A 25795-nucleotide genomic window follows, 5' to 3' on the forward strand; every position below is an offset into this window, starting at 1 on the left:
AAGTGGCCTCAAATGCTCATTTACACTTCGTAAATTGCGCTTTTTCGGCCACTTTTGCCTTGTCTGGCTCTAATCCAGAAAATCGTAAAACAGGCTCTCAGACGAAGCACAGCGCCAGGCTTTCGGCGATGTAGGCAGGCTTGGCCTGGCCTTCGATCTCCAGGGTGCAGCGCGACTTGATCAGCCACTGGCCGGGGTTCTTCTCGGTGATGTCGAGCACCGTGACCTGCAGGCGCACGCGCGAGTTGACCGGCACCGGCTGGATGAAGCGCACGCTGTCGAGGCCGTAGTTGACGCCCATCTTCATGCCTTCCGGGGCGATGAACAGGCTCGAGCTGAGGTGCGGAATCAGCGACAGCGAGAGGAAGCCGTGGGCGATGGTGGTGCCGAACGGGGTGTGCTTGGCCTTCTCGACATCGACGTGGATGAACTGGTGGTCTTCGGTGCAATCGGCGAACTGGTTGATGCGCTCCTGATCGATGGTCAGCCAGTCGGAATGACCGAGGTCTTTGCCGATGAATGTCTTCAGTTCAGAGAGGGGTACTGACGGCATGTTGCCTCCTTGATGGGCGGTTTTTTATTGGAATTGAACCGTATTGGGCGAAGATCACCATGCGCCAAAGGTTGGGTCAAGTACGCATGCCTGCGGCGAATGGCTAGGTATAGACGCGCGCCGGGCCTGCTTATAATGGCGCCGGCCCGCTGACGCCCCGTGGCGGCCCCTGTTTGTGGAGATTTTTCGATGCTGTTACGCGGCCTGACCTGGCTGGTGCTGTTCCAACTGCTCGGCACGGCGCTCAACGTGCTGCTGCTGCCCATGCTGCCGGGGCCGATCATCGGCCTGCTGCTGCTACTCGCCTACCTGATCTTCCAGGGCGAGGTCAGCGCGCCGGTCAGCGAAGCGGCCAGCAGCCTGCTGCGCTACCTGCCGCTGCTGCTGGTCCCAGCCGCCGTCGGGGTGATGGCCTATGCGCGGGACATCGCCGCGGACTTCTGGGCGGTGGCCGGCTCGCTGCTGCTTTCGCTGCTGCTCGCCCTGCTGTTCGCCGGCTGGCTCATGCAGAAACTCATCGACCGCCAGGCGCGGCGCCGGGGTGAGCCATGAGCCTCGACTGGACGGGCGCCTGGCAGGCGCTGATTCATCACCCGCTGTTCGGTGTCGGCGTCACCCTAGGCGCCTACCAGCTGGCGCTGGCCGCCTACGAGAAGACCCGCTGGGTGTTCCTCCAGCCGGTGCTGGTGTCGATGCTGCTGGTGATCGGCGTGCTGCTCGCCTGCGGCCTGGATTACGCCGAGTACCGCAAGAGCGCCGAGGTGCTCACGGTGTTCCTCGGCCCGGCCACGGTGGCCCTGGCGGTGCCGCTGTTCCTCAACCTCAAGCGCATCCGCCAACTGTTCTGGCCGACCCTGCTGACCCTGCTGATCGGTGGCGTGGTCGCCACCGTGCTCGGCGTGGCGCTGGCCTGGCTGTTCGGTGCCGAGCACCTGATGCTGATGAGCCTGGCGCCGAAGTCGGTGACCTCGCCGATCGCCATGCTGGTGGCCAACCAGATCGGCGGCATCGCCGCGCTGGCGGCGGTGTTTGTGCTGATCACCGGGGTGATCGGGGCGATCTGCGGCCCCGAACTGCTGCGCCTGATCGGCGTGCGCCATCCGGCCGCGCAGGGGCTGGCGCTGGGCATGACCGCGCACGCGGTGGGCACCTCGCGGGCACTGCAGGAAGGCGAGGAGTGCGGCGCATTCGCCGCGCTGGGCATGAGCCTGATGGGCGTCGGTACCGCGGTGCTGCTGCCCCTGGCCGTGGCGCTGATCGTTTAAGCTTGTCGCACGCCCTGGCCGAGACCTGACCATGACCCTGCCGCTGTTTCCGCTCAACACCGTGCTGTTCCCCGGCTGCACGCTGGACCTGCAGATCTTCGAGGCGCGCTACCTGGACATGCTCGGGCGCTGCATGAAGCAGGGCGGCGGCTTCGGCGTGGTGGCGATCCTCGACGGCGCGGAAGTCGGTCAGGCCGCTGCGCGCACCGCGCCGGTCGGCTGCGAGGCGCTGATCCGCGACTGGAAACAACGGCCCAATGGCCTGCTCGGCATTCGCGTCGAGGGTGGCCGGCGCTTTCGCGTGCAGCACAGCGAGGTGCAGCGCGACCAGCTGACCGTCGCCGAGGTGGACTGGCTGGCCGAGAGCGAGCCCCGTCCATTGCTCGCCGAGCAGGCCGACCTCGCCGCACTGCTGGCGGCGCTGGCCGAACACCCGATGGTCGCCGAGCTGGGTATGGGCGGCGTGGTCGCCCACCAGCAGGCGCTGGCCAACCAGCTCGCCTACCTGCTGCCGTTCAGCCTGGAGCAGAAGCTCGAACTGCTCGGCCTCGACGATCCGCAGACGCAGTTGCAGCGCATCCAGCGCCTGCTCGAGCAGCTGCAGGGCGAGATGACCGCCTAGCGCGGCTCAGAGTCGGGTGCGATCTCCTGGATTAGCGCCAGACAAGGCAAAGTGGCCGAAAAAGCACAGTTTACGAAGGGTAAATGAGCATTTTGAGGCCACTTTTAACGCCGTCTGGGCGCGAGCCAGGAAATCGTCGACAGACACTTAGTAGGCGTAGCGCTGCAGGGCCTCGGGCAGCGCCCACAGGGCGAAGGCGCCGAGCAGCGCCAGACAGGCCGGCAGGATCAACCACCAGATGCGTTGCGACAGCGCGGCGAGCGGCGTGTGCCACTGCGCCAGACTCAGGCTGACCGCACAGAAGCCGCCGGCGAGCAGCGCGCCGGCGATGATGTCGGTCGGCCAGTGCACACCGAGGTAGACCCGCGACAGGGCGATCGCCAGCGCCGGCAGGCCGGCCAGCAGCAGCCAGGTCAGCCGCCAGCGCACCGGCTGGCCGCGGCCGGCGAGGATGCCGAGGGTGAGGAAGAAGGCGAACGCCGCCGAGCTGTGCCCGCTGGGCAGGCTGAAGCTGGACAGCGGCTCGAGCAGCACCTCCGGACGGCTGCGGGCGAACAGCGCCTTGAGCAGGCCGTTGGCCAGTGCGGTGCCGAGCAGCGCGCCACCGGCGAACAGCCCGGCGCGCCATTGCCGGGTGGCGAGCAGCAGGCCGACCAGCAGCACACCGACCACCACTTGGGTGCGCAGGTCGCCGAGGCGGGTGAGCAGCACCATGTAGCGGTCGAGGCCGGCGCTGCGCTGTTCCTGGATCAGGGTCAGCAGACCCTGGTCGAGCTCGTGCAGGTACGGCCAGCCGAGCAGCAGGGCGAGCAGCGCCAGCAGGCTGAGCCCGGCGGTGACCGGCGTGGCCCAGCGCCGGCCGCGCAGGCTGCCGTGCACAGTCAGGCCGATGACCAGCGCCAGGCCACCGATCACCCACGCCGCGTCGGCCCAGAAGCCCGGCGGCAGCGGCAGGCGCATGGCTGCGCCGGTGGTCCAGCCGGGCAGCAGGTAGGCCACCGACCAGCCGGCGGCGGCGATCAGGCTGACGCCGATGAAGCGCCCGAGCGGCATGTCGAGCATCCCGGCGACCATCGGCAGCATCGGTCGCAGCGGGCCGATGTAGCGGCCGACCAGCAGGCTGACCACGCCGTAGCGGTGGAAGTAGGCCTCGGCGCTGCCGATCCACTCCGGGTGGTGGCGCAGCACCGGCAGGCGCCGGATGTTCTGGTGGAAGCGCCGGCCGACCGCATAGGACAGCGCGTCGCCGAGCAGCCCGCCGGTGTAGCCGAGCAGCAGGGTCTGCCACAGGTCGAGGGCGCCGCTGCCGGCCAGCACGGCGATGCCGAACAGCAGCACGGTGCCGGGCACCAGGATGCCGGCGATCGCCAGGCATTCGACACAGGCGACCACGAACAGCGCCAGGCCGAGCCACTGCGGGTGGACGCCGAGCCAGCCGGTCAGGCTGTCGAGCCATGCACTCATCGATCGGGCTCCTCGGCGCCGTGCAGGTGGTAGTCCCGGCCTTCGACTTGGCCGCGACGCAATGGGTTCCGCGTGCTGTGGCGGGCGAACGTGGCATCGACGAAACGGTAGTGCAGGTGTTCGTCGCGGCCGTGCGGGATGCCCAGCCGGGTGGTCTGGATGATCTGCGCCGGGCGCGCGCCGACGTCCTCGACGAACAGCCGCTCGGGGTCGAAACGCTGCGCGTCCCAGTCCGGCACCTTGAGGCCGAGGCTGCGGCACAGCAGGGTCTGCCCGGCGCACAGGCGCTCCGGCGCCCGCGGCTGGCCCTGCGCATCGGGGTTGAGGCGCTGCATCAGGGCCAGGCTGGCGGCGCCGGAATGCGCGTCGACGAACGGGTGCGCCGACTTGATCAGCACCGCGTTGCCCGGGCCGTGGGCGCTGAAGTTCAGCGAGTCGCCGCCGCGTGCGTAGTACATATAGATGTGCCCGCCGTCGAGAAACAGCGCGCGGCGCTTCTCGGTGTAGCCGAGCGAGGCGTGACTGCCGCGCTCGTCCAGGTAGTAGGCCTCGGTCTCGATGATCCGTGCCGCCAGCCACAGGCCCTCGACCCGATGGCGAATGACCTTGCCGAGCAGCGCGCGCGCCAGGGTCTGCGCGTCGCGGTCGAAGAAGCCATCGGGCAGCGCACGGCCCTGCGGCCAGGGCAGGTCGGAGCGGGTAGGCAAACCAAGGATGGGATCGGCGGGCATGGGCTGTCGGGCGCGGTCGCAAGGGCTTAGGCTGGGCGCGATGATAACAACAAGAGTCTCGCCCATGTCCGCCCGCGCCCGCGCCGACAGCGCGCACATCAGCCCCAGTGCGCACTACACCGGCTACGTCTGGTACCGCCACCAGTTGTCCGAGCCGGCCTTCGCCACCGGCTTCGGCCGCTTCGCCCATACCCTGCTCACCCCGCTGACCTGGGGCGTGCGCGAGCTGGCCGGGCTGGACCTAGAGAACATCCTGTTACAACGCCACCTGCTGATCGACGCGCGCCTCACCGCGGCGATCGAGACCGGCGGGGTGCGCCAGGTGGTGGAGATCGCCTGCGGCCTGTCGCCACGCGGCCGGCGTTTCTGCCAGCGCTACCCGCAACTGCGCTACCTGGAGGCCGACCTGCCGGGTATGGCGGCGCGCAAGCGCTTGCTGCTGCACAGCGAAGGCTGGCTGGACAGCCGTCATCGGGTGCGCGACGTGGACATCCTCGCCGAGCAGGGCGAGCGCAGCCTGGCCGCGCTGTTCGCCGAACTGGACCGCAACGAGCCGGTGCTGGTGATCACCGAGGGGTTGGTCAACTACTTCCCGCTGGCACTGCTCGAAGGCTTCTGGACGCGTCTGGCCACCCAGCTGGCAGCCTTTCCGCGCGGCAGCTACCTCACCGAGCTGTACCCCGACCTGCGCGAGCATCCGCGCTATCGCCAGCTGCGCTGGGGCATCGACCTGGTCGGCCGGCTGACGCGCGGCGGCTACTGGCTGCACTACCGCAGCACGGCCGCGATCGCCGCGGCGTTCCACGGCTGTGGCTTCCGTGCGGTGGAGGTGATCGATCCGGACCAAGTCAGCCTCGAGCTGCCGGCCGTGGCGATGCCGAGCATGCTGCGGGTGATCGAGGCGCACACCGGCACGCTCAACTGAGCGGCCGGCGGCTCAGGCGCAGGCGGCTTCCGGCAGGCGCGCCTCGCCGACCTGCGCCGCCAGCGCGGCACTGGCCTGGGCGTCGGTGTGCGGAAACACCCCGGCCAGTTCATCGTGGTCCTGGCGCAGCAGCAGCAGGGGTTGCGCCGGCAACTCGTCGCTGAGCAGCCACCAGTCGCGGCGCGGCAGCCCGGCGGGCAGTTCGCCACGCAGCAGGCAGCCGAAGAAGCCCAGCTCGGCGAGTTCCGCCGACCATTCGCCGGCCGTGGCATGGCGCAGCTGCGCGCGGCGATTGCGCGGCGCCAGGCGCGCCTCCTGACGCCGTTCCAGGTGGCCGAGTTGGCTGTGCGCCAGGCGCGTGCTGCCGGGGCTGCTCGGTGGCAGCTCGGCGCCGCGCAGGAATGGCGTGTACAGCGCGGCGCAGGCACTGCGCCGTTCGAATTGGGCCAGGTGGTCGGCGCCGTGGATCAGCGCGCAGTCGGCCTGCGCGCAGGCGGCGGCGAACTGCGCATGCTCCCAGGGCTGGGTGAAGTGGTCGTGCTCGCCGGCCAGCACCAGGGTTGGGCACTCCGGGTGGCGGGCGAAGCCGCTGAAACCGAGCAGGCGCTGGCTGTTCTGCCGGTAGCGTTCGATCTCCTCGACGCCCAGGCGCTGCAGCTGGCGCAGCAGCGCCTTGCGGAACACCGGCGAGACGCCGGTCTCGTTGACATGCAGCGGGTTGATCAGGCCGGTCAGCGCGCCCTGAGCGAACTCGCCGAGGCGGTCCTCGTCGAGCAGTGCCAGGCTTTCTTCCAGCAGGCGCCGCGCACCGGGGCGGCCGAACGCGGTGATCCCGGCCAGCAGCAGGCGCGCGCAGCGCTGCGGATGGCGCACGGCGAACAGCGCGGCGAGCGCCGAACCGTAGGACAGGCCGATCGGTTGCAGCGGCGGCAGCTCAAGGGCTTCGGCGAAGGCGGCGATCAGGTCGGCCAGGCCGTTCAGGTCGAGCTCCGGAGCAAGCTGCAGGTTGCCGCCTTGGCTGGGCAGGTCGAGGAGGATCACCGGGTGGTCGGCGAGCAGCTCCGCCACTTCGCTGGCGAACGAGCGGAAGCACTGGAACGCGCCGCCGAGCAGCAACACCGGGGGGCGGCGGTCGTCGGCAGCGCGGGAGAACGCCAGGTAGTGGAGGTTCCAGGCGCCGAGGCGGAGGACCATGGGTGGCTCGGTCAGCAGGCTGGGCTGGTAGTCGGTACGGTAGCGCATGGCGGCACTCCGGCGCGCCAGGCGGCGGGTCACGCGGCCTGGTGGAGGATTTTGTTGTGGTTCGGCGAACTGCGCCGGTGATGGCCATTTGAAGGTAAACATCCGGGGTGATTTTGTTTACCCAACCTTCGGGCGGCGCTGCGCGGCGAGTGTCACCGTCTCGCCGCCGGGGCCGCGGGCACGCCCCGCGCACCGTTACGCGCGGGGCGGGGTGGAACGGTCCGTCTACCATCCGCCCGGCGCGGCTGGGCGCGAGGCGGCGCGGTCGCTATAATCAGCCAATTTTCCCAACTGCCAGACCTCCGAGACCATGACCGAGTCCGTGCTCGACTACATGACCCGCCTGGGCCGCGCCGCGCGCGAAGCCTCGCGGGTGCTCGCCCGCGCCAACACCGCGCAGAAGAACCGCGCGCTGCAGGCGGCTGCCGATGCGCTCGACGCCGCGCGCGCCGAGCTGACCGTCGCCAACGAGAAAGACCTGGCCAACGGCCGCGCCAATGGCCTGGACGCGGCGATGCTCGACCGCCTCGCGCTGACCCCGGCACGCATCGACGAGATGATCGAAGGTCTCCGCCAGGTCGCCACGCTGCCCGACCCGATCGGCGAAATTCGCGACATGCGCTTCCTGCCGTCGGGCATCCAGGTCGGCAAGATGCGCGTGCCGCTCGGGGTGATCGGCATCATCTACGAGTCGCGGCCGAACGTGACCATCGACGCCGCCAGCCTGTGCCTGAAGTCCGGCAACGCCACCATCCTGCGTGGCGGCTCGGAGGCGATCCATTCCAACCAGGCGATTGCCCGCTGCATCCAGCTCGGTCTGGCCGAAGCCGGCCTGCCGGCCGCCGCCGTGCAGGTGGTGGAAACCACTGATCGCGCCGCCGTCGGCGCGCTGATCAGCATGCCGGAGTTCGTCGACGTGATCGTCCCGCGCGGTGGCAAGGGCCTGATCGAGCGCATCAGTCGCGATGCCAAGGTGCCGGTGATCAAGCACCTGGACGGCATCTGCCACGTCTACATCGACATCGCCGCCGACCTCGACAAGGCGATTCGCGTCGCCGACAACGCCAAGACCCAGCGCTACGCGCCGTGCAACACCATGGAAACCCTGCTGGTGCACGAGGGCATCGCTGCGCGCGTGCTGCCGCCGCTGGCGGCGATCTACCGCGACAAGGGCGTGGAACTGCGCGGTGACGCGGCGACCCGCGCACTGCTCGGCGCTGACGTACTCGAGGCGACCGAGGAAGACTGGCGCACCGAGTACAACGCGCCGATCCTGTCGATCCGCATCGTCGACGGCCTGGAGCAGGCCATCGAGCACATCAACCGCTACGGATCGCAGCACACCGACGCGATCATCACCGAGAACTTCAGTGATGCGCGGCGCTTCCTCACCGAAGTGGATTCCGCCTCGGTAATGGTCAACGCCTCGACGCGTTTCGCCGACGGTTTCGAGTACGGCCTGGGCGCGGAGATCGGCATCTCCACCGACAAGCTGCACGCCCGCGGCCCGGTCGGCCTGGATGGCCTGACCAGCGAGAAGTACGTGGTGTTCGGCGACGGGCACATCCGCACCTGATGGCCCGACGTAGCGACGCCCGGCGCATCGGTGTTCTCGGCGGCACCTTCGATCCTGTGCACATCGGCCACCTGCGTGGCGCACTGGAAGTCGCCGAGTACCTGCAGTTCGACGAGCTGCGCCTGATCCCCAGTGCGCGCCCGCCGCACCGCGACACGCCGCAGGTGTCCGCGGCGCAGCGCCTGGCGATGGTCGAACTGGCGGTGGCCGATGTGCCGCCGCTGCGCGTGGACGACCGCGAGCTCAAGCGCGAGCGGCCGTCCTACACGATTGACACCCTGGAATCGCTGCGCGGCGAGTTGGCTGCCGACGACCAGGTGTTTCTCCTGCTGGGCTGGGACGCGTTTTGCGGCCTGCCCAGCTGGCACCGTTGGGAAGAGTTGCTGCAGCACTGTCACATGCTCGTGCTGCAGCGTCCGGATGCCGATAGCGAAGCCTCGGAGGCGCTGCGCAACTTGCTTGCCGCGCGCAGCGTCAACGATCCGCAGGCCATCGTCGGTGTGGCCGGGCAGATCAGTTTCATCTGGCAGACGCCGCTGGCGGTGTCCGCCACGCAGATCCGCCAGCGCTTGGCGGAAGGCCGCTCGGTCCGATATCTGGTCCCCGACAGCGTGCTTGCCTATATCCATGCGCACGGTCTGTACCGCGCGCCGAATTGAATCAGAGGTAACAATGCAGAACGAAGAATTGGTCAAGATCGCCATCGCGGCGCTGGAAGACCTGAAAGGCCAGGACATCACCACCATCGATGTGCGCGAGAAGACCAGCGTCACCGATTTCATGGTGATCGCCAGCGGTACCTCCAGCCGTCACGTCAAGGCGATGGCCCAGGAAGTGCTGGAGAAGGTCAAGGAGCAGGGCGTGCGCCCGCTCGGCAACGAAGGCCTGGACAGCGGCGAATGGGCGCTGCTCGACCTCGGCGATGTGGTGGTGCACGTGATGCAGGTCGCCACTCGCCAGTTCTATGACCTCGAGCGTCTGTGGCAGGGCGCCGAGCAGAGCCGCGCGCACCACCTCCCGGACCACGAATAAGTAGCGGCGGTCCCGTGCGTCTGCGTCTGATCGCGGTCGGCTCGCGCATGCCGCGCTGGGTCGAGGATGGCTGGCAGGAATACGTCAAGCGTCTGCCCGCCGAGCTGCCCCTCGAACTGGTGGAAATTCCCCTCAACACCCGCGGCAAGAACGCCGACGTGGCGCGCCTGATCCGTCAGGAAGGCGAAGCCATGCTGGCCAAGGTGCAGCCGGGCGAGAAGGTGGTGACCCTCGAGGTGACCGGCAAGCCGTGGAGCACCGAGCAGCTGGCTGCCGAGCTGGAGCGCTGGCGCCTGGATGCGCGCACGGTCAACCTGATGGTCGGTGGCCCGGAAGGGCTGGCGCCGGAGGTGCAGGCGCGCAGCGAGCAGCGTTGGTCGTTGTCGCCGCTGACCCTGCCTCACCCGCTGGTGCGTATCCTCGTCGGCGAGCAGATCTACCGCGCCTGGACCGTGTTGTCGGGCCACCCGTATCACAAATAAGTAGTTATCGATGCCGCAGCCGATTCGCCTGAAGGACCACGAGAAAGACGCCCGCCTGGTGCGTGCGCGGGTCATCGTCGGCGCCGTGGCCGTGCTGCTGCTGACCCTGGTGCTGATCGCCCGCCAGTACTTCCTGCAGGTGATCCAGTACGACTACCACTCGACCCTGTCGGAAAACAACCGCGTCCACGTGCAGCCGATTCCGCCGACCCGCGGGCTGATCTTCGACCGCAATGGCGTGGTGATCGCCGACAACCGGCCGAGCTTCAGCCTGACCGTGACCCGCGAGCGCGCCGGCGACTGGCAGGGCGTGCTCGACGTGATCGTCGAAGTGCTGCAGCTGTCGCAGGAAGACCGCACGCTGTTCGAGAAGCGCATGAAGCAGGGCCGCCGGCCGTTCGAGCCGGTGCCGATCCTGTTCGAGCTGTCCGAGGAGCAGATCGCGCGGATCGCGGTCAACCAGTTCCGCCTGCCCGGCGTCGAGGTGGTCGCCCAACTGGTCCGCCACTATCCGAACAAGGAGCACTTCGCCCACTCGGTCGGCTACGTCGGGCGGATCAACGAGGCCGAGCTGAAAAAGCTCGATCCGATCAACTACAGCGGCACCCACCACATCGGCAAGACCGGCATCGAGCGTTTCTACGAGGACCAGCTGCACGGCAAGGTCGGTTACGAAGAGGTCGAGACCAATGCTCGTGGCCGCGTGCTGCGGGTGCTCAAGCGCACCGACCCGGTGCCCGGCGCCGACCTGATCCTGACCCTCGACCTGCGCCTGCAGGAGGCCGCCGAGCAGGCGCTGGCCGGACGGCGCGGAGCGATCGTGGCGCTCGATCCGAACAACGGCGAAGTGCTGGCGATGGTCAGCCAGCCGAGCTTCGACCCCAACCTGTTCGTCACCGGGATCAGCTTCAAGGCCTATGCCGAGCTGCGCGATTCGATCGACCGGCCGCTGTTCAACCGTGTGCTGCGCGGCCTGTATCCGCCCGGTTCGACGGTCAAGCCGATGGTCGCGGTGTCCGGTCTGGACGCCGGGGTGGTCACTCCGCTCAGCCGGGTGTTCGACCCGGGCTTCTATCAGCTGCCCAATTACGATCACAAGTACCGCAACTGGAACCGCACCGGCGACGGCTGGGTGAGCCTGGAAACGGCGATCATGCGTTCCAACGACACCTACTTTTACGACCTCGCGCACAAGATGGGCATCGACCGCCTGCACAGCTACATGAGCCGCTTCGGCTTCGGCCAGCGCGTGGCGCTGGACATGTTCGAGGAGTCGGCCGGGCTGATGCCGTCGCGCGAGTGGAAGCGCGCACGCTACCGCCAGGCCTGGTTCCCCGGCGAGACCCTGATCCTCGGCATCGGTCAGGGCTACATGCAGGCCACCCCGCTGCAGCTGGCGCAGGCCACTGCGCTGGTTGCCAACCACGGCAAGTGGCTGCGCCCGCACCTGGCCAAGACCATCGAGGGCCAGCCGCCGGTCGATCCCGAGCCGCTGCCGGATATCGTCCTGCGCGACCAGAAGTACTGGGACTATGCGCGCAACGGCATGGAGCAGGTGGTCCACGGCGCCCGCGGCACCGCGCGCAAGGTCGGCGACAGCGCGGTCTATCGCATCGCTGGCAAGAGCGGTACCGCGCAGGTGGTGGCGATCAAGCAGGGCGAGAAGTACGACCGCTCGAAGATCCAGGAGCGCCACCGCGACCACGCGCTGTTCGTCGGCTTCGCCCCGGCGGAGAATCCCAAGATCGCCGTGGCGGTGATGGTCGAGAACGGCGAGTCCGGCTCCGGCGTCGCCGCGCCGGTGGTCAAGCAAGTCATGGATGCCTGGCTGCTCGGCGAAGACGGCCAGCTCAAGCCCGAGTACCGTCAGCCGCTGCCGGTCACCGCGAACACGAGCGCCAGCCGATGAACGGAAATTTCGACCGTAACCTGTCCAACGAAGACGTACTGCGCCGGCGCTCCAGCCTGCTGCAGCGCCTGCACATCGATGGCCAGCTGCTGCTGCTGTTGCTGGTGCTCGCCGCCGGCAGCCTGTTCGTCCTCTATTCGGCCAGCGGCAAGAACTGGGACCTGCTGATCAAGCAGGCCTCGTCGTTCGGCCTCGGCATTTTCGGCGCCATTGTCATCGCCCAGTTCGAGCCGCGCTTCCTGGCCCGCTGGGTGCCGCTCGGCTATGTACTCGGCGTCGGTCTGCTGGTGGTGGTCGACGTGATGGGCCACAACGCCATGGGCGCGACGCGCTGGATCAACATCCCCGGGGTGATCCGCTTCCAGCCCGCCGAGTTCATGAAGATCCTCATGCCGGCGACCATCGCCTGGTACCTGGCCAAGCGCAGTCTGCCGCCGAAGCTCGAGCATGTCGCGGTGAGCCTGGCGCTGATCGTCGTGCCGTTCGTGCTGATCGTACGCCAGCCGGACCTCGGCACCGCGCTGCTGATCCTCGCCTCCGGGGTGTTCGTGCTGTTCATCGCCGGCCTGCAGTGGCGCTGGATCTTCGGTGCGCTGTCGGCTGCGGTACCGGTGGCGGTGGCCATGTGGTTCTTCGTCATGCACGACTACCAGAAGCAGCGCGTACTGACCTTCCTCGACCCGGAAAGCGACCCGCTCGGCACCGGCTGGAACATCATCCAGTCGAAGGCGGCGATCGGCTCCGGCGGAGTGTTCGGCAAGGGTTGGCTGCTCGGCACCCAGTCGCACCTGGATTTTTTGCCGGAAAGCCACACGGACTTTATCATTGCGGTGCTCGGCGAAGAGTTCGGCCTAGTCGGTATCTGTTTGTTGCTATTGGTGTATTTGCTCTTGATCGGGCGCGGCCTGGTGATTACCGTCCAGGCGCAGACTTTGTTCGGCAAGTTGCTCGCCGGCAGTCTGACGATGACGTTCTTCGTCTATGTATTCGTGAACATCGGCATGGTCAGTGGCCTGTTGCCGGTGGTGGGGGTGCCCCTGCCCTTTATCAGCTACGGCGGAACTCACTTGGTGACGCTGCTGTCAGGGTTTGGGCTTTTGATGGCGATCCATACGCACCGTAAGTGGATCGCTCAGGTTTGATGGGGAATTTAATGCGCGTACTGCGTCGCTTGGCGACTCGAAGTGCCTACTGGGTCAGCATGGCTGGCATCCTTGGTCTCGCTCCCCACGTCCTGGCGGGCGACTACGAGGGTTCGCCGCAGGTGGCCGAATTCGTTGGCGAGATGACCCGCGACTACGGTTTCGCCGGTGAACAGCTGATCGGCCTGTTCAACGAGGTGGAACGCAAGCAGAGCATTCTCGATGCCATCTCGCGGCCGGCCGAACGGGTCAAGCCGTGGAAGGACTACCGGCCGATCTTCATCACCGACAAGCGCATCAATGGCGGCGTCGAGTTCTGGCGCCAGCACGAGGCCAGCCTGGCGCGCGCCGAGCGCGAGTACGGCGTGCCGGCGCAGTTCATCGTCGCGATCATCGGCGTGGAGACCTTCTACGGCGGCAACACCGGCGGCTTCCGGGTGATGGACGCGCTGTCCACGCTGGGCTTCGATTACCCGCCGCGTGCCGAGTTCTTCCGCAAGGAACTCAAGCAGTTCCTGCTCCTGGCCCGCGAACAGCAGGTCGATCCGCTCACCCTGAAAGGCTCCTACGCCGGCGCCATGGGCCTGCCGCAGTTCATGCCGAGCAGCTTCCGCGCCTACGCGGTGGACTTCGACGGCGACGGCCACATCAATATCTGGAGCGACCCGGACGATGCCATCGGCAGCGTCGCCAGCTACTTCAAACGGCATGGCTGGGCGCCCGGCGAGCAGGTGGTCAGCGCCGCCAGCGTGACTGGCGCGCAGGCCGACGACAACCTCAGCCCGGGGCTCGAGGCGTCGACCACCGTCGGCCAGCTGCGCAGCTTCGGCTGGGTGACCCGCGAGGTGCTGCGCGACGACATTCCGGTGACTGCCATCCGTCTGGAAGGCGCGGCGGGGATGGAGTACTGGATGGGCCTGCCGAACTTTTATGTGATCACTCGCTATAATCGCAGCGCCATGTACGCCATGGCCGTCTATCAACTGTCCGAGGCGCTTGTGAAAGCACGGAGCAGCAAGTGATGCGAGTACAGCCGGGAAGACTGCTGACGTTTGGCGCCGTGGCCCTGCTGCTGGCGAGTTGCTCGACCAGCCACGCGCCGACGCCGACCCAGTCGACGGCGATCTCCGGGCCCGGTGACTACAACCGCCCGCACCGCGACGGCGCGCCCTGGTGGGACGTCGACGTGTCGCGCATCCCTGACGCCGTGCCGATGCCGCACTACGGCGCCTACAAGGCCAATCCCTACACCGTGCTCGGCCAGACCTACTACCCGCTGGCCGAATCGCGCAGCTACAAGGCTGTCGGCACCGCTTCCTGGTACGGCACCAAGTTCCACGGCCAGGCCACCGCCAACGGTGAGAAATACGACCTGTACGGTATGAGCGCAGCGCACAAGACCCTGCCGCTGCCAAGCTACGTGCGCGTCACCAACCTGGAAAACAACAAGAGCGTGATCCTCCGCGTCAACGACCGGGGACCGTTCTATTCCGACCGGATCATCGACCTGTCCTTCGCCGCGGCGAAGAAACTCGGTTACGCCGAAGTCGGCACCGCGCGGGTCAAGGTCGAAGGTATCGATCCGCAGCAGTGGTGGGCCCAACAGGGCAAGCCTGTTCCGCTGGTTCTCGCCCAGCCGCAGATGGCCCAGGTGAAGCCGCAGCCGGTCGCGCAGATCGCCAGCGCGCCGGTCGAGCAGTACACCCCGCCGCCGCAACAGCACGCCGCCGCCGTCCTGCCGGTGCAGATGGACTCAAAAAAAAACGCTTCAGCCGGAGCCTCTGGCCTGTATCTCCAAGTGGCAGCCTTCGCCAATCCGGACGCTGCCGAACTCCTCAAGGCCAAGCTGAGCGAGACGGTGGCTGCCCCGGTGTTTATCAGCTCGGTGGTGCGCAACCAGCAGATCCTGCATCGGGTGCGCATGGGGCCGATCGGCACTCAGGGTGAAGCCCAGCAACTTCAAGACAGTGTCCGGTTGGCCAATCTCGGCCAGCCGACCCTGGTCCGGCCGGAGTAACGGCCGACCGCAGTTTTGCCCGCCCGGGCACGCTTTCCATTTGTGAACAAATTCAGAGAGACGGATGAACATCACCACCTTTGCCAAACGCCTGCTATTGCCCGCCTTGTTGATCCTCGCCCCGGCGTCCCAGGCTGCCGAACAGGCGATTCCGGCGCCGCCGGAGCTGGCGGCGAAAGCCTATGTGCTGATGGATGCCGCCAGCGGCAACGTGCTGGTGGCCAACAACGGCGACGAACGCCTGCCGCCGGCCAGCCTGACCAAGCTGATGACCGCCTACATCGCCACCCTGGAAATCCGTAAGGGCCAGATCGGCGAGAACGACCTGGCACCGGTCAGCGAGCACGCCTGGCGTACCGGTGGTGCCGCTTCCGGCGGTTCGACCATGTTCCTGCCGCTGAACAGCCAGGTGAAGGTGGATGACCTCCTGCACGGCATCATCATCCAGTCGGGCAACGATGCCAGCATCGTGATCGGCGAGCACATCGCCGGCAGCGAAGATGCCTTCGCCGACATGATGAACGAGACTGCCGAGAAGCTCGGCATGAAGAACTCCCACTTCATGAACGCCACCGGCCTGCCGCACGCTGAGCACTACTCCACCGCCCACGACATGGCTCGCCTGGCGCGCGCGATCATCTACGAAGACCCGGCGCACTACGCCATCTATTCTCAGAAAGAATTCCTCTGGAACAACATCAAGCAGCCCAACCGCAACCTGCTGCTGTGGCGCGACAAGACCGTCGACGGCCTGAAGACCGGGCACACCGACGAAGCCGGTTACTGCCTGGTGGCCTCCGCGGTGCGTGACAACATGCGTCTGATCGCCGTGGTGTTCGGCACCAGCAGCGAACAGGCTCGCGCCGCCGAGACCCAGAAGCTGCTGACCTACGGCTTCCGCTTCTTCGAAACCCGCACCTTCTATCAGAAGGGTGCCGAGCTGGCTCAGGCGCCGGTGTGGAAGGGCGTCGATCGCCAGGTCAAGGCCGGCCTCGCCGAAGACCTGACCATGAGCATGGCCAAGGGGCAGCTGAAGAACCTCACTGCCAGCATGGCTCTCAACCCGCAGCTGGTCGCGCCGATCAAGCAGGGTGACGTGATCGGCAAGGTCGAGGTCAAGCTCGGCGACCAGGTGGTCAAGAGCGCCGACCTGATCGCCCTGCAACCGGTCGATGAGGGTGGCCTATTCCGTCGTCTGTGGGATAGCATCCGTTTGTTCTTCTACAGCCTGTTCAACTGATCCGCTGATGCCTGCCGGTCTCCACAAGGGGCCGGCAGGTTCAGGCCGGTGCAGCGCCCGTGACGCGTGGCCCAGCCTGACAACGGCACCTTGTGAACCACGAGTTCGCCGCCATGACTGAAAACGAAACTCCCAACGTAACCATCGAGTTCCCCTGCGAGCGCTATCCGGTCAAGGTGATCGGTGATGCCGGCGAAGGCTTCGTCGAGCTGATCGTCGAGATCTTCCAACGCCATGCCCCCGACCTCGACCGCGGCACCCTGGTGCTGCGCGACAGCCGCAACGGGCGCTTCCAGACCGTGCAGCTGCTGATCACTGCGACCAGCCTCGAGCAACTGCAGGCGCTGCACGTCGATCTGCGAGGCACCGGGCGCGTGCACATGGTGCTGTGATGGCGCGCGGCGCCAGCCTCGGCTTTCGCGAGCTGGGCCTGCAACCCTACGAGCCGATTTGGCATGCCATGCAACGCTTCACCGCCGAGCGTGGTGCCGAGACCGCCGACGAAGTCTGGCTGCTCGAGCATGCGCCGGTGTTCACCCAGGGCCAGGCCGGCAAGGCCGAGCACCTGCTGCTGCCGGGCGACATCCCGGTGGTCAAGGTCGATCGCGGCGGCCAGGTGACCTACCACGGCCCCGGCCAGTTGGTCGGCTACCTGATGCTTGACGTGCGCCGCTCCGGTATCGGCGTACGCGAACTGGTGAGCCGCATCGAGCGCAGCCTGATCGCCTTGCTCGCCGAGTACGGCGTTCAGGCCGAAGCGCGCGCGGACGCCCCAGGGGTATACGTCGACGGGGCGAAGATCGCCTCGCTCGGCCTGCGCATCCGCAACGGCCGCTCCTTCCATGGCCTGGCGCTGAACGTCGACATGGACCTGCAACCCTTCCAGCGCATCAACCCCTGCGGCTACGCCGGGCTGGCCATGACCCAGCTGCGTGACTTGGCGGGACCGCTTGAATTCGCCGAGGTATGTGCCCGGCTGCGCGCGCAGCTCGTCCACCACCTTGACTACGCTGAACAGACGACCCTGACGGGCGGAATCGAAACGCTATGAGCACAGTAGAAGCGGCGGGCACGGGCCCGGCCAAGGCCACCCCGGCGAAGGTAGAGGTCGGCGTCAAACTGCGCGGCGCCGAGAAGATGGCGCGCATCCCGGTGAAGATCATCCCCACCGACGAGCTGCCGAAGAAGCCGGACTGGATTCGCGTGCGCATCCCGGTCTCGCCGGAAGTCGATCGCATCAAGCAACTGCTGCGCAAGCACAAGCTGCACAGCGTCTGCGAAGAAGCGTCCTGCCCGAACCTCGGCGAGTGCTTCAGCGGCGGTACCGCGACCTTCATGATCATGGGCGACATCTGCACCCGCCGCTGCCCGTTCTGCGACGTCGGCCACGGCCGGCCGAAACCGCTGGATCTCGACGAGCCGAAGAACCTCGCGGTGGCGATCGCCGACCTGCGCCTGAAGTACGTGGTGATCACCTCGGTCGACCGCGACGACTTGCGTGACGGTGGCGCTCAGCACTTCGTCGACTGCCTGCGCGAGATCCGCAAGCTGTCGCCGGACGTGCAGCTCGAGACCCTGGTGCCCGACTACCGCGGACGCATGGACGTGGCCCTGGCGATCACCGAGCAGGAGCCGCCAGATGTGTTCAACCACAACCTGGAAACCGTGCCGCGCCTGTACAAAGCGGCGCGCCCGGGCTCGGACTTCGAGTGGTCGCTGGACCTGCTGGAAAACTTCAAGAAGCGCGTGCCGCACGTGCCGACCAAGTCGGGGCTGATGCTCGGCCTGGGCGAGACTGACGAGGAAGTGATCGAGGTGATGCAGCGCATGCGCGAGCACAACATCGACATGCTCACCCTCGGTCAGTACCTGCAGCCGTCGCGCAGTCACCTGCCGGTGCAGCGCTTCGTGCACCCGGACACCTTTGCCTGGTTCGCTGAGGAAGGGCAGAAGATGGGCTTCAAGAACGTCGCCTCCGGGCCGCTGGTGCGTTCCTCGTACCATGCCGACCAGCAGGCGCACGGCAACAAGATCATCTGAGCCGCACGGCATGAAAAAGGCGACCCGAGGGTCGCCTTTTTTGTTGCCGCTGCGCCGCGTCAGCGCCGGCGCAGCTGCTCGAGCAGTGCGGCGTTCGGGTAACCGTCGGCCGGCCAGCCAAGTTGCTGCTGGAAGCCGCGAATCGCCTTGCGCGTGTTGGCACCGATGATGCCGTCGGCGGCGCCGGGGTCGAAGCCACGCGCGGCCAGCTGCTCCTGCAGCTCGATGCGCTCGCTGCGCCCCAGCTGGCGATCATCGCGTGGCCAGCTGCCGTGCAGCGTGCTGCTGCCGCTGCGCAGGCCGTCGGCGAGCAGGCCGATGGCCAGCGCGTAGGAGGTCGAGTTGTTGTAGCGCAGGATGCTGCGGAAGTTGTTCAGCACCAGGAACGCCGGGCCGCGATGGCCGGCTGGCAGCAGCAGGGCTGCCGACTGCTGTTCCAGGCCGGCTGCCACCGGCGCCAGCGGCTGCACGCCGAGGGCGCGCCATTCGGCCACACTGCGGCGGCTGTCCGGGTCGGCCAGGCGGTAGTCGAACGCTTGGCCCAATTGCACTTCGAAGCCCCACGGCTGGCCCGGCTGCCAGCCGGACTTGCTCAGGTAGTGGGCGGCGGAGGCGAGGGCGTCGGCGGAGGAGTTCCACAGGTCGCGCCGGCCGTCGCCATCGAAGTCCACCGCGTGCTGGTTGTAGGTGGTCGGCATGAACTGGGTCTGGCCCATGGCCCCGGCCCAGGAGCCGATCAGGCGCTCCGGGGTGATGTCGCCGTGCTGGAGGATCTGTAGGGCGGCGAGCAGCTGTTCGCGCCAGAACGTGGCGCGCCGGCCTTCGTAGGCGAGGGTGGCGAGCGAGCGGATCACGCTGTAGTTGCCGATGTGGCTGCCGAACGCGCTTTCCATGCCCCAGATCGCCACCAGCACTTCTTCCTGCACGCCGTACTGCTGCTGGATACGTTCGAAGGTCGCGCGGTTCTCGGTGATCAGCCCGCGCCCGCGCGAGATGCGGGCCGGCGACACGGCGCTGTCCAGGTACTCCCACACCGGGCGGGTGAACTCCGGTTGGCTGCTGTCGGCGGCGACCACGCTGGGGTCCGGGGTCACGCCGGCGAAGGCGCGGTCGAACAGCCCGGCGTCGATGCCGCTGCGCAGTGCGTCCGCGCGCAACTGGTCGCGCCACTCGGCGAAGCTGAGGGCGGGCGCGGCGGGCAGACTGGACGTTGCTGGGGTGGTCGCGGCAGGCGCCGGCTGGGTCGGGCTTTTCGTCGGGGCAGGCGGGGTGGATTGGGCGGGGCTGCTGGCGCAGGCGCCGAGCAAGCCGAGGTGCAGGCTCAGGGTTGCACAGGCGAGTTTGTGCAAGGGCAGTTTCAACATGGGAAGTCTCATCGCGGTGTTGCCAGCCGCCACCTTAACACGCCCGGCGCGCCTTTCAGGCCGCCAGAAACGACGAAGCCTCCCAGTGGGAGGCTTCGCGGCGGTAGCTGCCTTTACCTTTGCGCGGTTGTTCGCGACGGCAGCGGAACAGGGGTTGGGCGATCAGCGATTTGGCCTTGTTCGGCCGGTGCTTGGCTTTTGCCATGGCGATTCTCCGGTACGGCCTGCGGCACTGCAGGCGCGCGGATCATCGGCCGCGCGCGCGGAAAAGTCCAGTGCGGCTCAGGTACTCGGCAGTGCCAGGCGCTTGCCGGCGAGTAGCAGGCTCAGGCGGCTGAGGCTGGTCCAGGCATCACCCGGCGCCTGGCCCTTGATCTGCGCGTCGATGCGCTGGGCGTCGAGCAGCAACTGGCCCCAGCGTGCCGCCGAATGGCGTTGCAGGGCCTTGCTGATCAGTGGCCGGCGCTTGTCCCACACCGGTGGGCGGGCGGCGGCGAAGGCCTTGTCCAGTGGCACACCCTGGGCCTGCTGCTGCGCCAGGCCGGCGAGCAGGCGCAGTTCGCGGGCCAGGGCCCAGAGGATCACCGCGGTTTCCACGCCTTCGCCGCGCAGCCCCTCGAGGGTGCGCTGGGCGTGGGCGGCATCGCCGTTGAGGGCGGCGTCGATCAGCCCGAACACGTCGAAGCGCGCGCTATCGGCGACCGCGGCCTGCACGGTGGCGACGTCGACCTGGTTGCCCTCGACCAGCAGCTTGAGCTTCTCGATTTCCTGCGCGGCGGCCAGCAGGTTGCCTTCGACGCGCGCGGCAATCAGCTCCACCGCGTCCGGCGTGGCGGCCAGGCCAGCCTGGGCCAGACGCTGGCGAATCCACTGCGGCAGCTGGCTGACCTCGATCGGCCAGATCTGCACGAACTGCGCTTGCGCGCCTTCGATCAGCGCCTTGGCCCACTTGGTCTTCTGCGCGCTGCCGTCGAGCTTGGGCAGGCTGATCAGCAGCACGGTGTCTTCCGGCGGTCGGCCGAGGTACTCGAGGAGCGCTGCGGCGCCCTTGTCGCCGGGTTTGCCGTTGGGGATGCGCAGTTCCAGCAGGCGCTTCTCGGCGAACAGCGACAGGCTGGCGCCGGCCTCGTAGAGCTGCGACCAGTCGAAATTGGCTTCTGCGTTGAACACCTGGCGCTCGCTGAAGTCGCGCTGGCGACAGGCCGCGCGGATGGCATCGGCGGTTTCCTGGCAGAGCAGCGGTTCGTCGCCGCTGACCACGTAGACCGGAGCCAGGCCGGCTTGCAGGTGTTTGCCGAGTTGCGCGGGATTCAGCTTCATGAGCGGCGGGGAGCCCGTGGGCGGGCTCCCGGAGGGCTTAGCGAATCGGCAGCTGCAGCGGCGACTGCTGCGGCTGCGCGTCACGCGCGCGCTGCGCTTCGGCTGCCGCGGCGGCCGCATCGGCTTCCGCCTTGGCCTTGGCTTCGGCCTGCACTTGCAGTTCGTCGAGCTGTTGCGGGGTGATCAGCTGCAGGTGCTGGGCCAGTTGCTGGACCAGGTCGCGACGCATTTCCTGGCGCAGTTGCGCAGCTTCCTGGTCGGAGCCGATCAGGTTGTTGTCGTCCTGCACGTAGTACTTCTGCACTTCCAGCTGGTTCTGGGTGAGCAGCAGGTCCTTGGCGCCACGGATCTCGTAATCCAGGTGCAGGATCATCTGATATTCGGCACTGCGCGCGTTGGTGGTGTAGCTGGCGGTGCGCTGCTCCTGGCTCTCGCGGGCCAGCACCAGGGTATAGGGTGCGCCGCTGTGCACGTTGACGCCGTTGGTCTCGAGTACCTGGCGGACTTCCTTGACGGTGTCGCCGTAGGCGTTACGCGCGCTGAGGTCGAGCTCGTTGAGGGCGAACTGGGTGTTGCCGGTGCCGCGCAGCTGGAAGCCGCAGGCGCTGAGCAGGGCGGCCAGGCCGATTACCATCAGATTCCGTTTGATCATCGCTATCTCCCCTTAACCATTTGTCTGGCGCCCCCGCAGGGGCGCGGCCGCTCAGTTGGCGACGATATTGACCAGCTTGCCGGGCACCACGATGACCTTGCGGATGGCGAGGCCTTCGGTGAAGCGCAGCACGTTCTCGTTGGCGCGGGCGCTTGCCTCGACCGCTTCGCGGCCGGCGTCGGCCGGCACTTCGATATGGCCGCGCAGTTTGCCGTTGACCTGCACCACCAGCTGCAGGCTGTCCTGCACCAGCGCGGCCTCGTCGACCTGCGGCCAGGCGGCATCGATAACCGCGTCGCCGTGGCCGAGCTCGCGCCACAGCTCGTGGCTGATGTGCGGAGTGATCGGAGCCAGCAGCAGGGTCACAGTCTCCAGACCTTCCTGCAGCAGCGCGCGGTCCTCGGCGGTGTCGCTCGGCGCCTTCTCCAGCACGTTCATCAGGGTCATCACCTGGGCGATGGCGGTGTTGAACTTGTGGTGCTGGCCGACATCGGTGCTGGCCTGCTTGATCGCGGCGTGGATGGCGCGACGCACCACTTTCTGCGCATCGCTCAGGCTGGCACCGTTCAGCGCCGCCGGCAGGCCGGCGCTGACGTGCGCTTGGGCCAGACGCCAGACGCGGCGCAGGAAGCGGCTTGCCCCTTCGACGCCGGAGTCGGACCATTCCAGGCTGGCATCCGGCGGCGAGGCGAACATCATGAACAGGCGGCAGGTGTCGGCGCCGTAGGCGTCGATCATCGCTTGCGGGTCGACGCCGTTGTTCTTCGATTTGGACATCTTCTCGGTGCCGCCGATTTCCACCGGCAGGCCGTCGGTCTTCAGGCGTGCGCCGGTGACCTTGGCCTTGGCATCACGCTCGACTTCGACGTCGGCCGGGTTGAACCAGTCCTTGCCGCCGTTTTCCAGGGTGCGGTAGTAGGTCTCGGCGACCACCATGCCCTGGGTCAGCAGGTTCTTGAATGGCTCGTCGGAGCTGACCAGGCCTTCGTCACGCATCAGCTTGTGGAAGAAGCGCGCGTAGAGCAGGTGCAGGATCGCGTGTTCGATACCGCCGATGTACTGATCGACCGGCAGCCAGTGGTTGGCCGTCTCGGGGTCGACCATGCCGCCGGTGTATTGCGGCGAGGCGTAGCGCGCGTAGTACCAGGACGACTCGACGAAGGTGTCCATGGTGTCGGTTTCGCGCTTGGCGGTGGCGCCGCATTTCGGGCAGCTGCAAGTGTAGAACTCGGGCATCTTGGCCAGCGGCGAACCGGCGCCGTCCGGCACCACGTCTTCCGGCAGGACCACCGGCAGCTGGTCTTCCGGCACCGGCACGTCGCCACAGCTGGCGCAGTGGATGATCGGGATCGGGCAGCCCCAATAGCGCTGGCGGCTGATGCCCCAGTCGCGCAGGCGGAACTGGGTGCGCGCCTGGCCCAGGCCCTTGGCCTCGAGCGCGGCGCCGATGGCGTCGAAGGCGGCCTGGTAGCCGAGGCCGTCATAAGGCGCAGAGTTGACGGTAACCACCGAGGCGTCCTTGAGGCCGTACCACTCGTTCCACACCTGGGCGTCGAAATCGTTGGCGGCATCGACCTGGGTGATGACCTGGACGATCGGCAGGGCGTACTTGTTGGCGAACTCGAAGTCGCGCTCGTCATGGCCCGGCACGGCCATCACCGCACCTTCGCCATAGGTCATCAGCACGTAGTTGGCGATCCACACCGGCAGCTTCTCGCCGGTCAGCGGGTGCTCGACCAGCAGCGCGGTGGCGACACCTTTCTTTTCCTGGGTAGCGATGTCGGCCTCGGCCACGCCGCCACGCTTGCACTCGTCGATGAACGCCTGCAGCGACGGATCGCGCTGGGCGGCCAGGGTCGCCAGCGGGTGCTCGGCGGCCACCGCGACGTAGGTAGCGCCCATCAGGGTGTCCGGACGGGTGGTGAAGACTTTCAGCTGGCCGGCGCCGCCGATGCTGGCCACGTCGTAGGGGAAGCTGATCTCCATGCCGCGCGACTTGCCAATCCAGTTGCGTTGCATGGTCTTGACCTGCTCGGGCCAGCCGCTCAGGTCGTCGAGACTGCTCAAGAGTTCATCCGCGTAGGCGGTGATCTTGAAGTAGTACATGGGGATTTCGCGCTTCTCGATCAGCGCGCCGGAACGCCAGCCGCGGCCGTCGATGACCTGCTCGTTGGCCAGCACGGTCTGGTCGACCGGGTCCCAGTTGACCGTACCGTTCTTGCGGTAGATCACGCCCTTCTCGAACAGCTTGGTGAACAGCCACTGTTCCCAGCGGTAGTAGTCCGGCTTGCAGGTGGTGACTTCGCGCGACCAGTCGATGGCCAGACCCAGGCTCTTCAGCTGGGTCTTCATGTAATCGATGTTCTCGTAGGTCCACTTGGCCGGGGCGACCTTGTTCTTCATCGCCGCGTTTTCCGCCGGCATGCCGAAGGCGTCCCAACCCATCGGCTGCAGCACGTTCTTGCCGAGCATACGCTGGTAGCGCGCGATCACGTCGCCGATGGTGTAGTTACGCACATGGCCCATGTGCAGCTTGCCGCTCGGGTAGGGGAACATCGACAGGCAGTAGAAGGTGTCCTTGCCGGCTTGTTCACGGACGACAAAGGACTGCTGCTGGTCCCAGTGGGTTTGGGCGGCGGCTTCGATTTCGCGGGGCTGATACTGTTCGTGCATGGCTACTGGCGCTGAAAAGAGGGTTCGTTTCCGTACGCGGCAAGCGCTGGCGGGCGATCGGGGGCGAAACCCGGACCGGTCGCGGGCTCGGCTTGAGCGGCGCGGGGAAACATAGGGAGCGCCGTAGCATACATGACCCCCCTTGGCCGAGGGAAACCCTGATTGCACCTGCCTTCGGCACGCCGCCGTTGGTCGCGGCGCATGGTCGGCTGCGACCTGGACGCTAAGCTTTCGACAGGGGCGGTGGGATTCAGCCCCCGCGAGGTGTGTGGATGGGCGAGTTGCGGCGAATCGAAGTGGAGGGTGGCCTGTATGAGCGGCTGCTGCAGCGTCTCGCCCTGGCCCTGGACGAAGCCGATACGGCATTGCGGTTGCGCGATGAAAGCTCCGGCGAGCTGGAGTTGCGCGGGTTGAGCAGCGCCGAAGTGGCGTTCATTCATGCCTATCTGGATCACGACCTCAACTGGCTGAGCGGCTGGCACGCCGCCGCCGAAGAACTCGAGCTGATCGAACGACGGCGCTTGCGCCCGCCGAAGGCGCCGCTGCGCAACGGTGCGCGTCCGGTGCTCAAGCCGCTCGGGGCCGCCAAGCCGCTGCTCAAGCGCCGTCGCCAGCTGTGCTGCGCACTGTGTGGCACGCCGGCGAACTGGCAAGCCGGCAGCGGCGTGCAGGGCTGCGACGTGTGCGGCTCGCAGCTGTTCCGCGCCAGCAAACCCCGCTAGGCTCGGGCACCTCGGAGGTGCCTGATGCCGTTTCGCTACATCCTCAAACAACTGTTGCTGCCGCCCGGCGTGTTGCTGCTGTTGCTGCTGCTCGGCTGGTGGCTGCGCCGGCGCTCTCCGCGCCTGGCGGCGAGCTGCTTCGTCCTCGGCTTCGCCGGGCTGTGGCTGATGAGTCTGCCGGTGGTCGTCGAGTGGTCGGCGCGCGCGCTGGAAAGCGAGGCGCCGCTGCCGCAGCCGCAGTGGCCAGGCCTGGCGCAGCGTGCCGAGGTGATCGTCGTGCTGGGTGGTGGCCGCGAGCTGGCGGACCCGGCCTGGGGCGGCGATCAGCCGAGCAGTCTGGCGCTTGAGCGGCTGCGCTTCGCCGCGCGACTGGCGCGGGCCAGCGGCTTGCCGCTGCTGACCAGTGGCGGGCTGCATTTCGGCACCCAGCCGCCGAGCGAGGCGGCGTTGCTGGCGCAGAGTTCGGCCGAGGATTTTGGCGTGGCAGTCCGCTGGCAGGAGTCGAGCAGCCGCACCACCTGGGAAAACGCGCTGAACAGCGCGGCGCTGCTGCGGCCGCAGGGCATCCGCCGGGTGGTGCTGGTCACCCAGGCCAGCCACATGCCGCGCGCGCGCTGGTGTTTCGAGCGCGCCGGCTTCGAGGTGGTGGTGGCGCCGCTGGGTTATTTGGGGGTCGCCAATGGCCGACCGGGTGGCGGCTGGCTGCCGGAAAGCAAGGCGCTGTGGCAGAGCGGGCTGCTGCTCAACGAGGCGCTTGGAAGGTTGCTTTACCCGCTGCTGTACCGCCAGCCATGAGCGGCCAGCCAGTCGGGTGGCTGGCTGGC

27 protein-coding genes are annotated in these 25795 nt (G+C 67.4%); 18 read left to right on the forward strand and 9 right to left on the reverse strand.

The features are described from left to right. Nucleotides 1–97: 97 nt before the first annotated feature. Nucleotides 98–553: a MaoC family dehydratase gene (locus JQX08_RS11780; RefSeq protein WP_205348567.1), complete on the reverse strand. Its 456-nt coding sequence runs from the start codon at nucleotides 551–553 to the stop codon at nucleotides 98–100. 189 nt (nucleotides 554–742) lie between these two features. On the opposite strand from JQX08_RS11780, the gene JQX08_RS11785 reads away from it, so the two are divergent. The 3 genes from JQX08_RS11785 to JQX08_RS11795 are packed head-to-tail and all read left to right on the forward strand — an operon-like array spanning nucleotide 743 to nucleotide 2440. After that, nucleotides 743–1105, forward strand: a complete 363-nt coding sequence (locus JQX08_RS11785; RefSeq protein WP_205348568.1) for a CidA/LrgA family protein — start codon at nucleotides 743–745, stop codon at nucleotides 1103–1105. Beyond that, the gene (locus JQX08_RS11790) at nucleotides 1102–1818 is read left to right on the forward strand and encodes an LrgB family protein (RefSeq protein WP_205348569.1); all 717 of its coding nucleotides are present in this window, start codon (nucleotides 1102–1104) and stop codon (nucleotides 1816–1818) included. The genes JQX08_RS11785 and JQX08_RS11790 overlap by 4 nt, the downstream gene beginning before the upstream one ends. A gap of 31 nt (nucleotides 1819–1849) precedes the next feature. Then, a complete protein-coding gene (locus JQX08_RS11795) occupies nucleotides 1850–2440 on the forward strand; it encodes an LON peptidase substrate-binding domain-containing protein (protein WP_205348570.1) in 591 nt (196 codons plus the stop codon). A 147-nt stretch (nucleotides 2441–2587) separates the two neighbouring features. Here the strand turns inward: JQX08_RS11795 and JQX08_RS11800 are convergent, their stop codons facing one another. Both JQX08_RS11800 and JQX08_RS11805 read right to left on the reverse strand, forming a co-directional pair. After that, a complete protein-coding gene (locus JQX08_RS11800) occupies nucleotides 2588–3904 on the reverse strand; it encodes a bifunctional DedA family/phosphatase PAP2 family protein (protein WP_205348571.1) in 1317 nt (438 codons plus the stop codon). Continuing rightward, a complete protein-coding gene (locus JQX08_RS11805) occupies nucleotides 3901–4635 on the reverse strand; it encodes a DNA-3-methyladenine glycosylase (protein WP_205348572.1) in 735 nt (244 codons plus the stop codon). Before JQX08_RS11805 ends, JQX08_RS11800 begins: the two co-directional genes overlap by 4 nt. Before the next feature lie 64 nt (nucleotides 4636–4699). On the opposite strand from JQX08_RS11805, the gene JQX08_RS11810 reads away from it, so the two are divergent. After that, on the forward strand, nucleotides 4700–5560 hold the full coding sequence (locus JQX08_RS11810) for a class I SAM-dependent methyltransferase (protein WP_205348573.1): 861 nt from the start codon (nucleotides 4700–4702) through the stop codon (nucleotides 5558–5560). Nucleotides 5561–5572: 12 nt separating this feature from the next. On the opposite strand, the gene JQX08_RS11815 is transcribed toward JQX08_RS11810, so the two are convergent. Beyond that, nucleotides 5573–6802 carry an alpha/beta fold hydrolase gene (locus tag JQX08_RS11815; protein ID WP_205348574.1) on the reverse strand — a complete coding sequence of 410 codons (1230 nt, stop codon included), beginning with the start codon at nucleotides 6800–6802 and terminating at the stop codon, nucleotides 5573–5575. A 310-nt stretch (nucleotides 6803–7112) separates the two neighbouring features. Here JQX08_RS11815 and JQX08_RS11820 point away from each other — a divergent pair, with 310 nt between their 5' ends. The 12 genes from JQX08_RS11820 to lipA all read left to right on the forward strand — a co-directional run bounded on the left by JQX08_RS11820 (nucleotide 7113) and on the right by lipA (nucleotide 18240). Next, nucleotides 7113–8378 (forward strand): glutamate-5-semialdehyde dehydrogenase, encoded by a 1266-nt coding sequence (locus JQX08_RS11820; protein WP_205348575.1) that lies wholly within the window; start codon nucleotides 7113–7115, stop codon nucleotides 8376–8378. Next, a complete protein-coding gene (gene nadD / locus JQX08_RS11825; protein WP_205348576.1) occupies nucleotides 8378–9037 on the forward strand; it encodes a nicotinate-nucleotide adenylyltransferase in 660 nt (219 codons plus the stop codon). Before JQX08_RS11820 ends, nadD begins: the two co-directional genes overlap by 1 nt. A gap of 13 nt (nucleotides 9038–9050) precedes the next feature. Then, entirely contained in the window at nucleotides 9051–9410 is a 360-nt protein-coding gene (rsfS, locus tag JQX08_RS11830; protein WP_205348577.1) for a ribosome silencing factor, read from the forward strand. 14 nt (nucleotides 9411–9424) lie between these two features. Beyond that, nucleotides 9425–9892 (forward strand): 23S rRNA (pseudouridine(1915)-N(3))-methyltransferase RlmH, encoded by a 468-nt coding sequence (gene rlmH, locus JQX08_RS11835; RefSeq protein ID WP_205348578.1) that lies wholly within the window; start codon nucleotides 9425–9427, stop codon nucleotides 9890–9892. Nucleotides 9893–9902: 10 nt separating this feature from the next. Then, nucleotides 9903–11801 carry a penicillin-binding protein 2 gene (gene mrdA / locus JQX08_RS11840; protein ID WP_205348579.1) on the forward strand — a complete coding sequence of 633 codons (1899 nt, stop codon included), beginning with the start codon at nucleotides 9903–9905 and terminating at the stop codon, nucleotides 11799–11801. After that, nucleotides 11798–12943: a rod shape-determining protein RodA gene (gene rodA, locus JQX08_RS11845; RefSeq protein WP_430472524.1), complete on the forward strand. Its 1146-nt coding sequence runs from the start codon at nucleotides 11798–11800 to the stop codon at nucleotides 12941–12943. Before mrdA ends, rodA begins: the two co-directional genes overlap by 4 nt. An 11-nt stretch (nucleotides 12944–12954) precedes the next feature. After that, nucleotides 12955–13965 (forward strand): lytic murein transglycosylase B, encoded by a 1011-nt coding sequence (gene mltB / locus JQX08_RS11850; RefSeq protein ID WP_205348580.1) that lies wholly within the window; start codon nucleotides 12955–12957, stop codon nucleotides 13963–13965. After that, nucleotides 13965–14960: a septal ring lytic transglycosylase RlpA family protein gene (locus JQX08_RS11855; protein WP_205348930.1), complete on the forward strand. Its 996-nt coding sequence runs from the start codon at nucleotides 13965–13967 to the stop codon at nucleotides 14958–14960. Before mltB ends, JQX08_RS11855 begins: the two co-directional genes overlap by 1 nt. Nucleotides 14961–15024: 64 nt before the next feature. Then, on the forward strand, nucleotides 15025–16200 hold the full coding sequence (locus tag JQX08_RS11860; protein WP_205348581.1) for a D-alanyl-D-alanine carboxypeptidase family protein: 1176 nt from the start codon (nucleotides 15025–15027) through the stop codon (nucleotides 16198–16200). 113 nt (nucleotides 16201–16313) lie between these two features. Further along, nucleotides 16314–16592 (forward strand): DUF493 domain-containing protein, encoded by a 279-nt coding sequence (locus JQX08_RS11865; RefSeq protein ID WP_205348582.1) that lies wholly within the window; start codon nucleotides 16314–16316, stop codon nucleotides 16590–16592. After that, nucleotides 16592–17251, forward strand: a complete 660-nt coding sequence (gene lipB, locus JQX08_RS11870; RefSeq protein ID WP_205348583.1) for a lipoyl(octanoyl) transferase LipB — start codon at nucleotides 16592–16594, stop codon at nucleotides 17249–17251. Before JQX08_RS11865 ends, lipB begins: the two co-directional genes overlap by 1 nt. Then, nucleotides 17248–18240 carry a lipoyl synthase gene (gene lipA / locus JQX08_RS11875; protein WP_205348584.1) on the forward strand — a complete coding sequence of 331 codons (993 nt, stop codon included), beginning with the start codon at nucleotides 17248–17250 and terminating at the stop codon, nucleotides 18238–18240. The genes lipB and lipA overlap by 4 nt, the downstream gene beginning before the upstream one ends. Nucleotides 18241–18299: 59 nt before the next feature. Here the strand turns inward: lipA and JQX08_RS11880 are convergent, their stop codons facing one another. The 5 genes from JQX08_RS11880 to leuS form a co-directional block, all read right to left on the reverse strand. After that, entirely contained in the window at nucleotides 18300–19604 is a 1305-nt protein-coding gene (locus JQX08_RS11880; RefSeq protein ID WP_205348585.1) for a lytic murein transglycosylase, read from the reverse strand. Between the two features lie 55 nt (nucleotides 19605–19659). Further along, nucleotides 19660–19809 (reverse strand): alternative ribosome rescue factor ArfA, encoded by a 150-nt coding sequence (gene arfA, locus JQX08_RS11885; RefSeq protein ID WP_205348586.1) that lies wholly within the window; start codon nucleotides 19807–19809, stop codon nucleotides 19660–19662. A 77-nt stretch (nucleotides 19810–19886) separates the two neighbouring features. Next, entirely contained in the window at nucleotides 19887–20924 is a 1038-nt protein-coding gene (holA, locus tag JQX08_RS11890) for a DNA polymerase III subunit delta (protein WP_205348587.1), read from the reverse strand. A 37-nt stretch (nucleotides 20925–20961) separates the two neighbouring features. Beyond that, on the reverse strand, nucleotides 20962–21576 hold the full coding sequence (locus JQX08_RS11895) for an LPS-assembly lipoprotein LptE (protein WP_205348588.1): 615 nt from the start codon (nucleotides 21574–21576) through the stop codon (nucleotides 20962–20964). Nucleotides 21577–21627: 51 nt separating this feature from the next. Beyond that, entirely contained in the window at nucleotides 21628–24249 is a 2622-nt protein-coding gene (gene leuS, locus JQX08_RS11900; RefSeq protein WP_205348589.1) for a leucine--tRNA ligase, read from the reverse strand. Between the two features lie 272 nt (nucleotides 24250–24521). Here leuS and JQX08_RS11905 point away from each other — a divergent pair, with 272 nt between their 5' ends. Next, entirely contained in the window at nucleotides 24522–24971 is a 450-nt protein-coding gene (locus JQX08_RS11905) for a hypothetical protein (protein WP_205348590.1), read from the forward strand. A gap of 24 nt (nucleotides 24972–24995) precedes the next feature. Continuing rightward, on the forward strand, nucleotides 24996–25766 hold the full coding sequence (locus JQX08_RS11910) for a YdcF family protein (protein ID WP_205348591.1): 771 nt from the start codon (nucleotides 24996–24998) through the stop codon (nucleotides 25764–25766). Nucleotides 25767–25795 lie beyond the last annotated feature (29 nt).

The sequence above is a fragment of the Zestomonas insulae genome (genome assembly GCF_016901015.1).
GTDB lineage: Bacteria > Pseudomonadota > Gammaproteobacteria > Pseudomonadales > Pseudomonadaceae > Aquipseudomonas > Aquipseudomonas insulae.

What these genes read in the sequence shown, in the direction of transcription:
- JQX08_RS11860 (WP_205348581.1), top strand. Translation starts at nt 15,025, where the DNA reads ATGAACATCACCACCTTTGCCAAACGCCTGCTATTGCCCGCCTTGTTG.
- JQX08_RS11865 (WP_205348582.1), top strand. Translation starts at nt 16,314, where the DNA reads ATGACTGAAAACGAAACTCCCAACGTAACCATCGAGTTCCCCTGCGAG.
- JQX08_RS11795 (WP_205348570.1), top strand. Translation starts at nt 1,850, where the DNA reads ATGACCCTGCCGCTGTTTCCGCTCAACACCGTGCTGTTCCCCGGCTGC.
- rodA (WP_430472524.1), top strand. Translation starts at nt 11,798, where the DNA reads ATGAACGGAAATTTCGACCGTAACCTGTCCAACGAAGACGTACTGCGC.
- JQX08_RS11895 (WP_205348588.1), bottom strand. Translation starts at nt 21,576, where the DNA reads ATGATCAAACGGAATCTGATGGTAATCGGCCTGGCCGCCCTGCTCAGC.
- nadD (WP_205348576.1), top strand. Translation starts at nt 8,378, where the DNA reads ATGGCCCGACGTAGCGACGCCCGGCGCATCGGTGTTCTCGGCGGCACC.
- holA (WP_205348587.1), bottom strand. Translation starts at nt 20,924, where the DNA reads ATGAAGCTGAATCCCGCGCAACTCGGCAAACACCTGCAAGCCGGCCTG.
- mrdA (WP_205348579.1), top strand. Translation starts at nt 9,903, where the DNA reads ATGCCGCAGCCGATTCGCCTGAAGGACCACGAGAAAGACGCCCGCCTG.
- leuS (WP_205348589.1), bottom strand. Translation starts at nt 24,249, where the DNA reads ATGCACGAACAGTATCAGCCCCGCGAAATCGAAGCCGCCGCCCAAACC.
- lipB (WP_205348583.1), top strand. Translation starts at nt 16,592, where the DNA reads ATGGCGCGCGGCGCCAGCCTCGGCTTTCGCGAGCTGGGCCTGCAACCC.
- JQX08_RS11800 (WP_205348571.1), bottom strand. Translation starts at nt 3,904, where the DNA reads ATGAGTGCATGGCTCGACAGCCTGACCGGCTGGCTCGGCGTCCACCCG.
- JQX08_RS11815 (WP_205348574.1), bottom strand. Translation starts at nt 6,802, where the DNA reads ATGCGCTACCGTACCGACTACCAGCCCAGCCTGCTGACCGAGCCACCC.
- JQX08_RS11880 (WP_205348585.1), bottom strand. Translation starts at nt 19,604, where the DNA reads ATGTTGAAACTGCCCTTGCACAAACTCGCCTGTGCAACCCTGAGCCTG.
- mltB (WP_205348580.1), top strand. Translation starts at nt 12,955, where the DNA reads ATGCGCGTACTGCGTCGCTTGGCGACTCGAAGTGCCTACTGGGTCAGC.
- JQX08_RS11810 (WP_205348573.1), top strand. Translation starts at nt 4,700, where the DNA reads ATGTCCGCCCGCGCCCGCGCCGACAGCGCGCACATCAGCCCCAGTGCG.
- JQX08_RS11780 (WP_205348567.1), bottom strand. Translation starts at nt 553, where the DNA reads ATGCCGTCAGTACCCCTCTCTGAACTGAAGACATTCATCGGCAAAGAC.
- arfA (WP_205348586.1), bottom strand. Translation starts at nt 19,809, where the DNA reads ATGGCAAAAGCCAAGCACCGGCCGAACAAGGCCAAATCGCTGATCGCC.
- JQX08_RS11910 (WP_205348591.1), top strand. Translation starts at nt 24,996, where the DNA reads ATGCCGTTTCGCTACATCCTCAAACAACTGTTGCTGCCGCCCGGCGTG.
- JQX08_RS11790 (WP_205348569.1), top strand. Translation starts at nt 1,102, where the DNA reads ATGAGCCTCGACTGGACGGGCGCCTGGCAGGCGCTGATTCATCACCCG.
- lipA (WP_205348584.1), top strand. Translation starts at nt 17,248, where the DNA reads ATGAGCACAGTAGAAGCGGCGGGCACGGGCCCGGCCAAGGCCACCCCG.
- rsfS (WP_205348577.1), top strand. Translation starts at nt 9,051, where the DNA reads ATGCAGAACGAAGAATTGGTCAAGATCGCCATCGCGGCGCTGGAAGAC.
- JQX08_RS11805 (WP_205348572.1), bottom strand. Translation starts at nt 4,635, where the DNA reads ATGCCCGCCGATCCCATCCTTGGTTTGCCTACCCGCTCCGACCTGCCC.
- JQX08_RS11905 (WP_205348590.1), top strand. Translation starts at nt 24,522, where the DNA reads ATGGGCGAGTTGCGGCGAATCGAAGTGGAGGGTGGCCTGTATGAGCGG.
- JQX08_RS11785 (WP_205348568.1), top strand. Translation starts at nt 743, where the DNA reads ATGCTGTTACGCGGCCTGACCTGGCTGGTGCTGTTCCAACTGCTCGGC.
- JQX08_RS11820 (WP_205348575.1), top strand. Translation starts at nt 7,113, where the DNA reads ATGACCGAGTCCGTGCTCGACTACATGACCCGCCTGGGCCGCGCCGCG.
- JQX08_RS11855 (WP_205348930.1), top strand. Translation starts at nt 13,965, where the DNA reads ATGCGAGTACAGCCGGGAAGACTGCTGACGTTTGGCGCCGTGGCCCTG.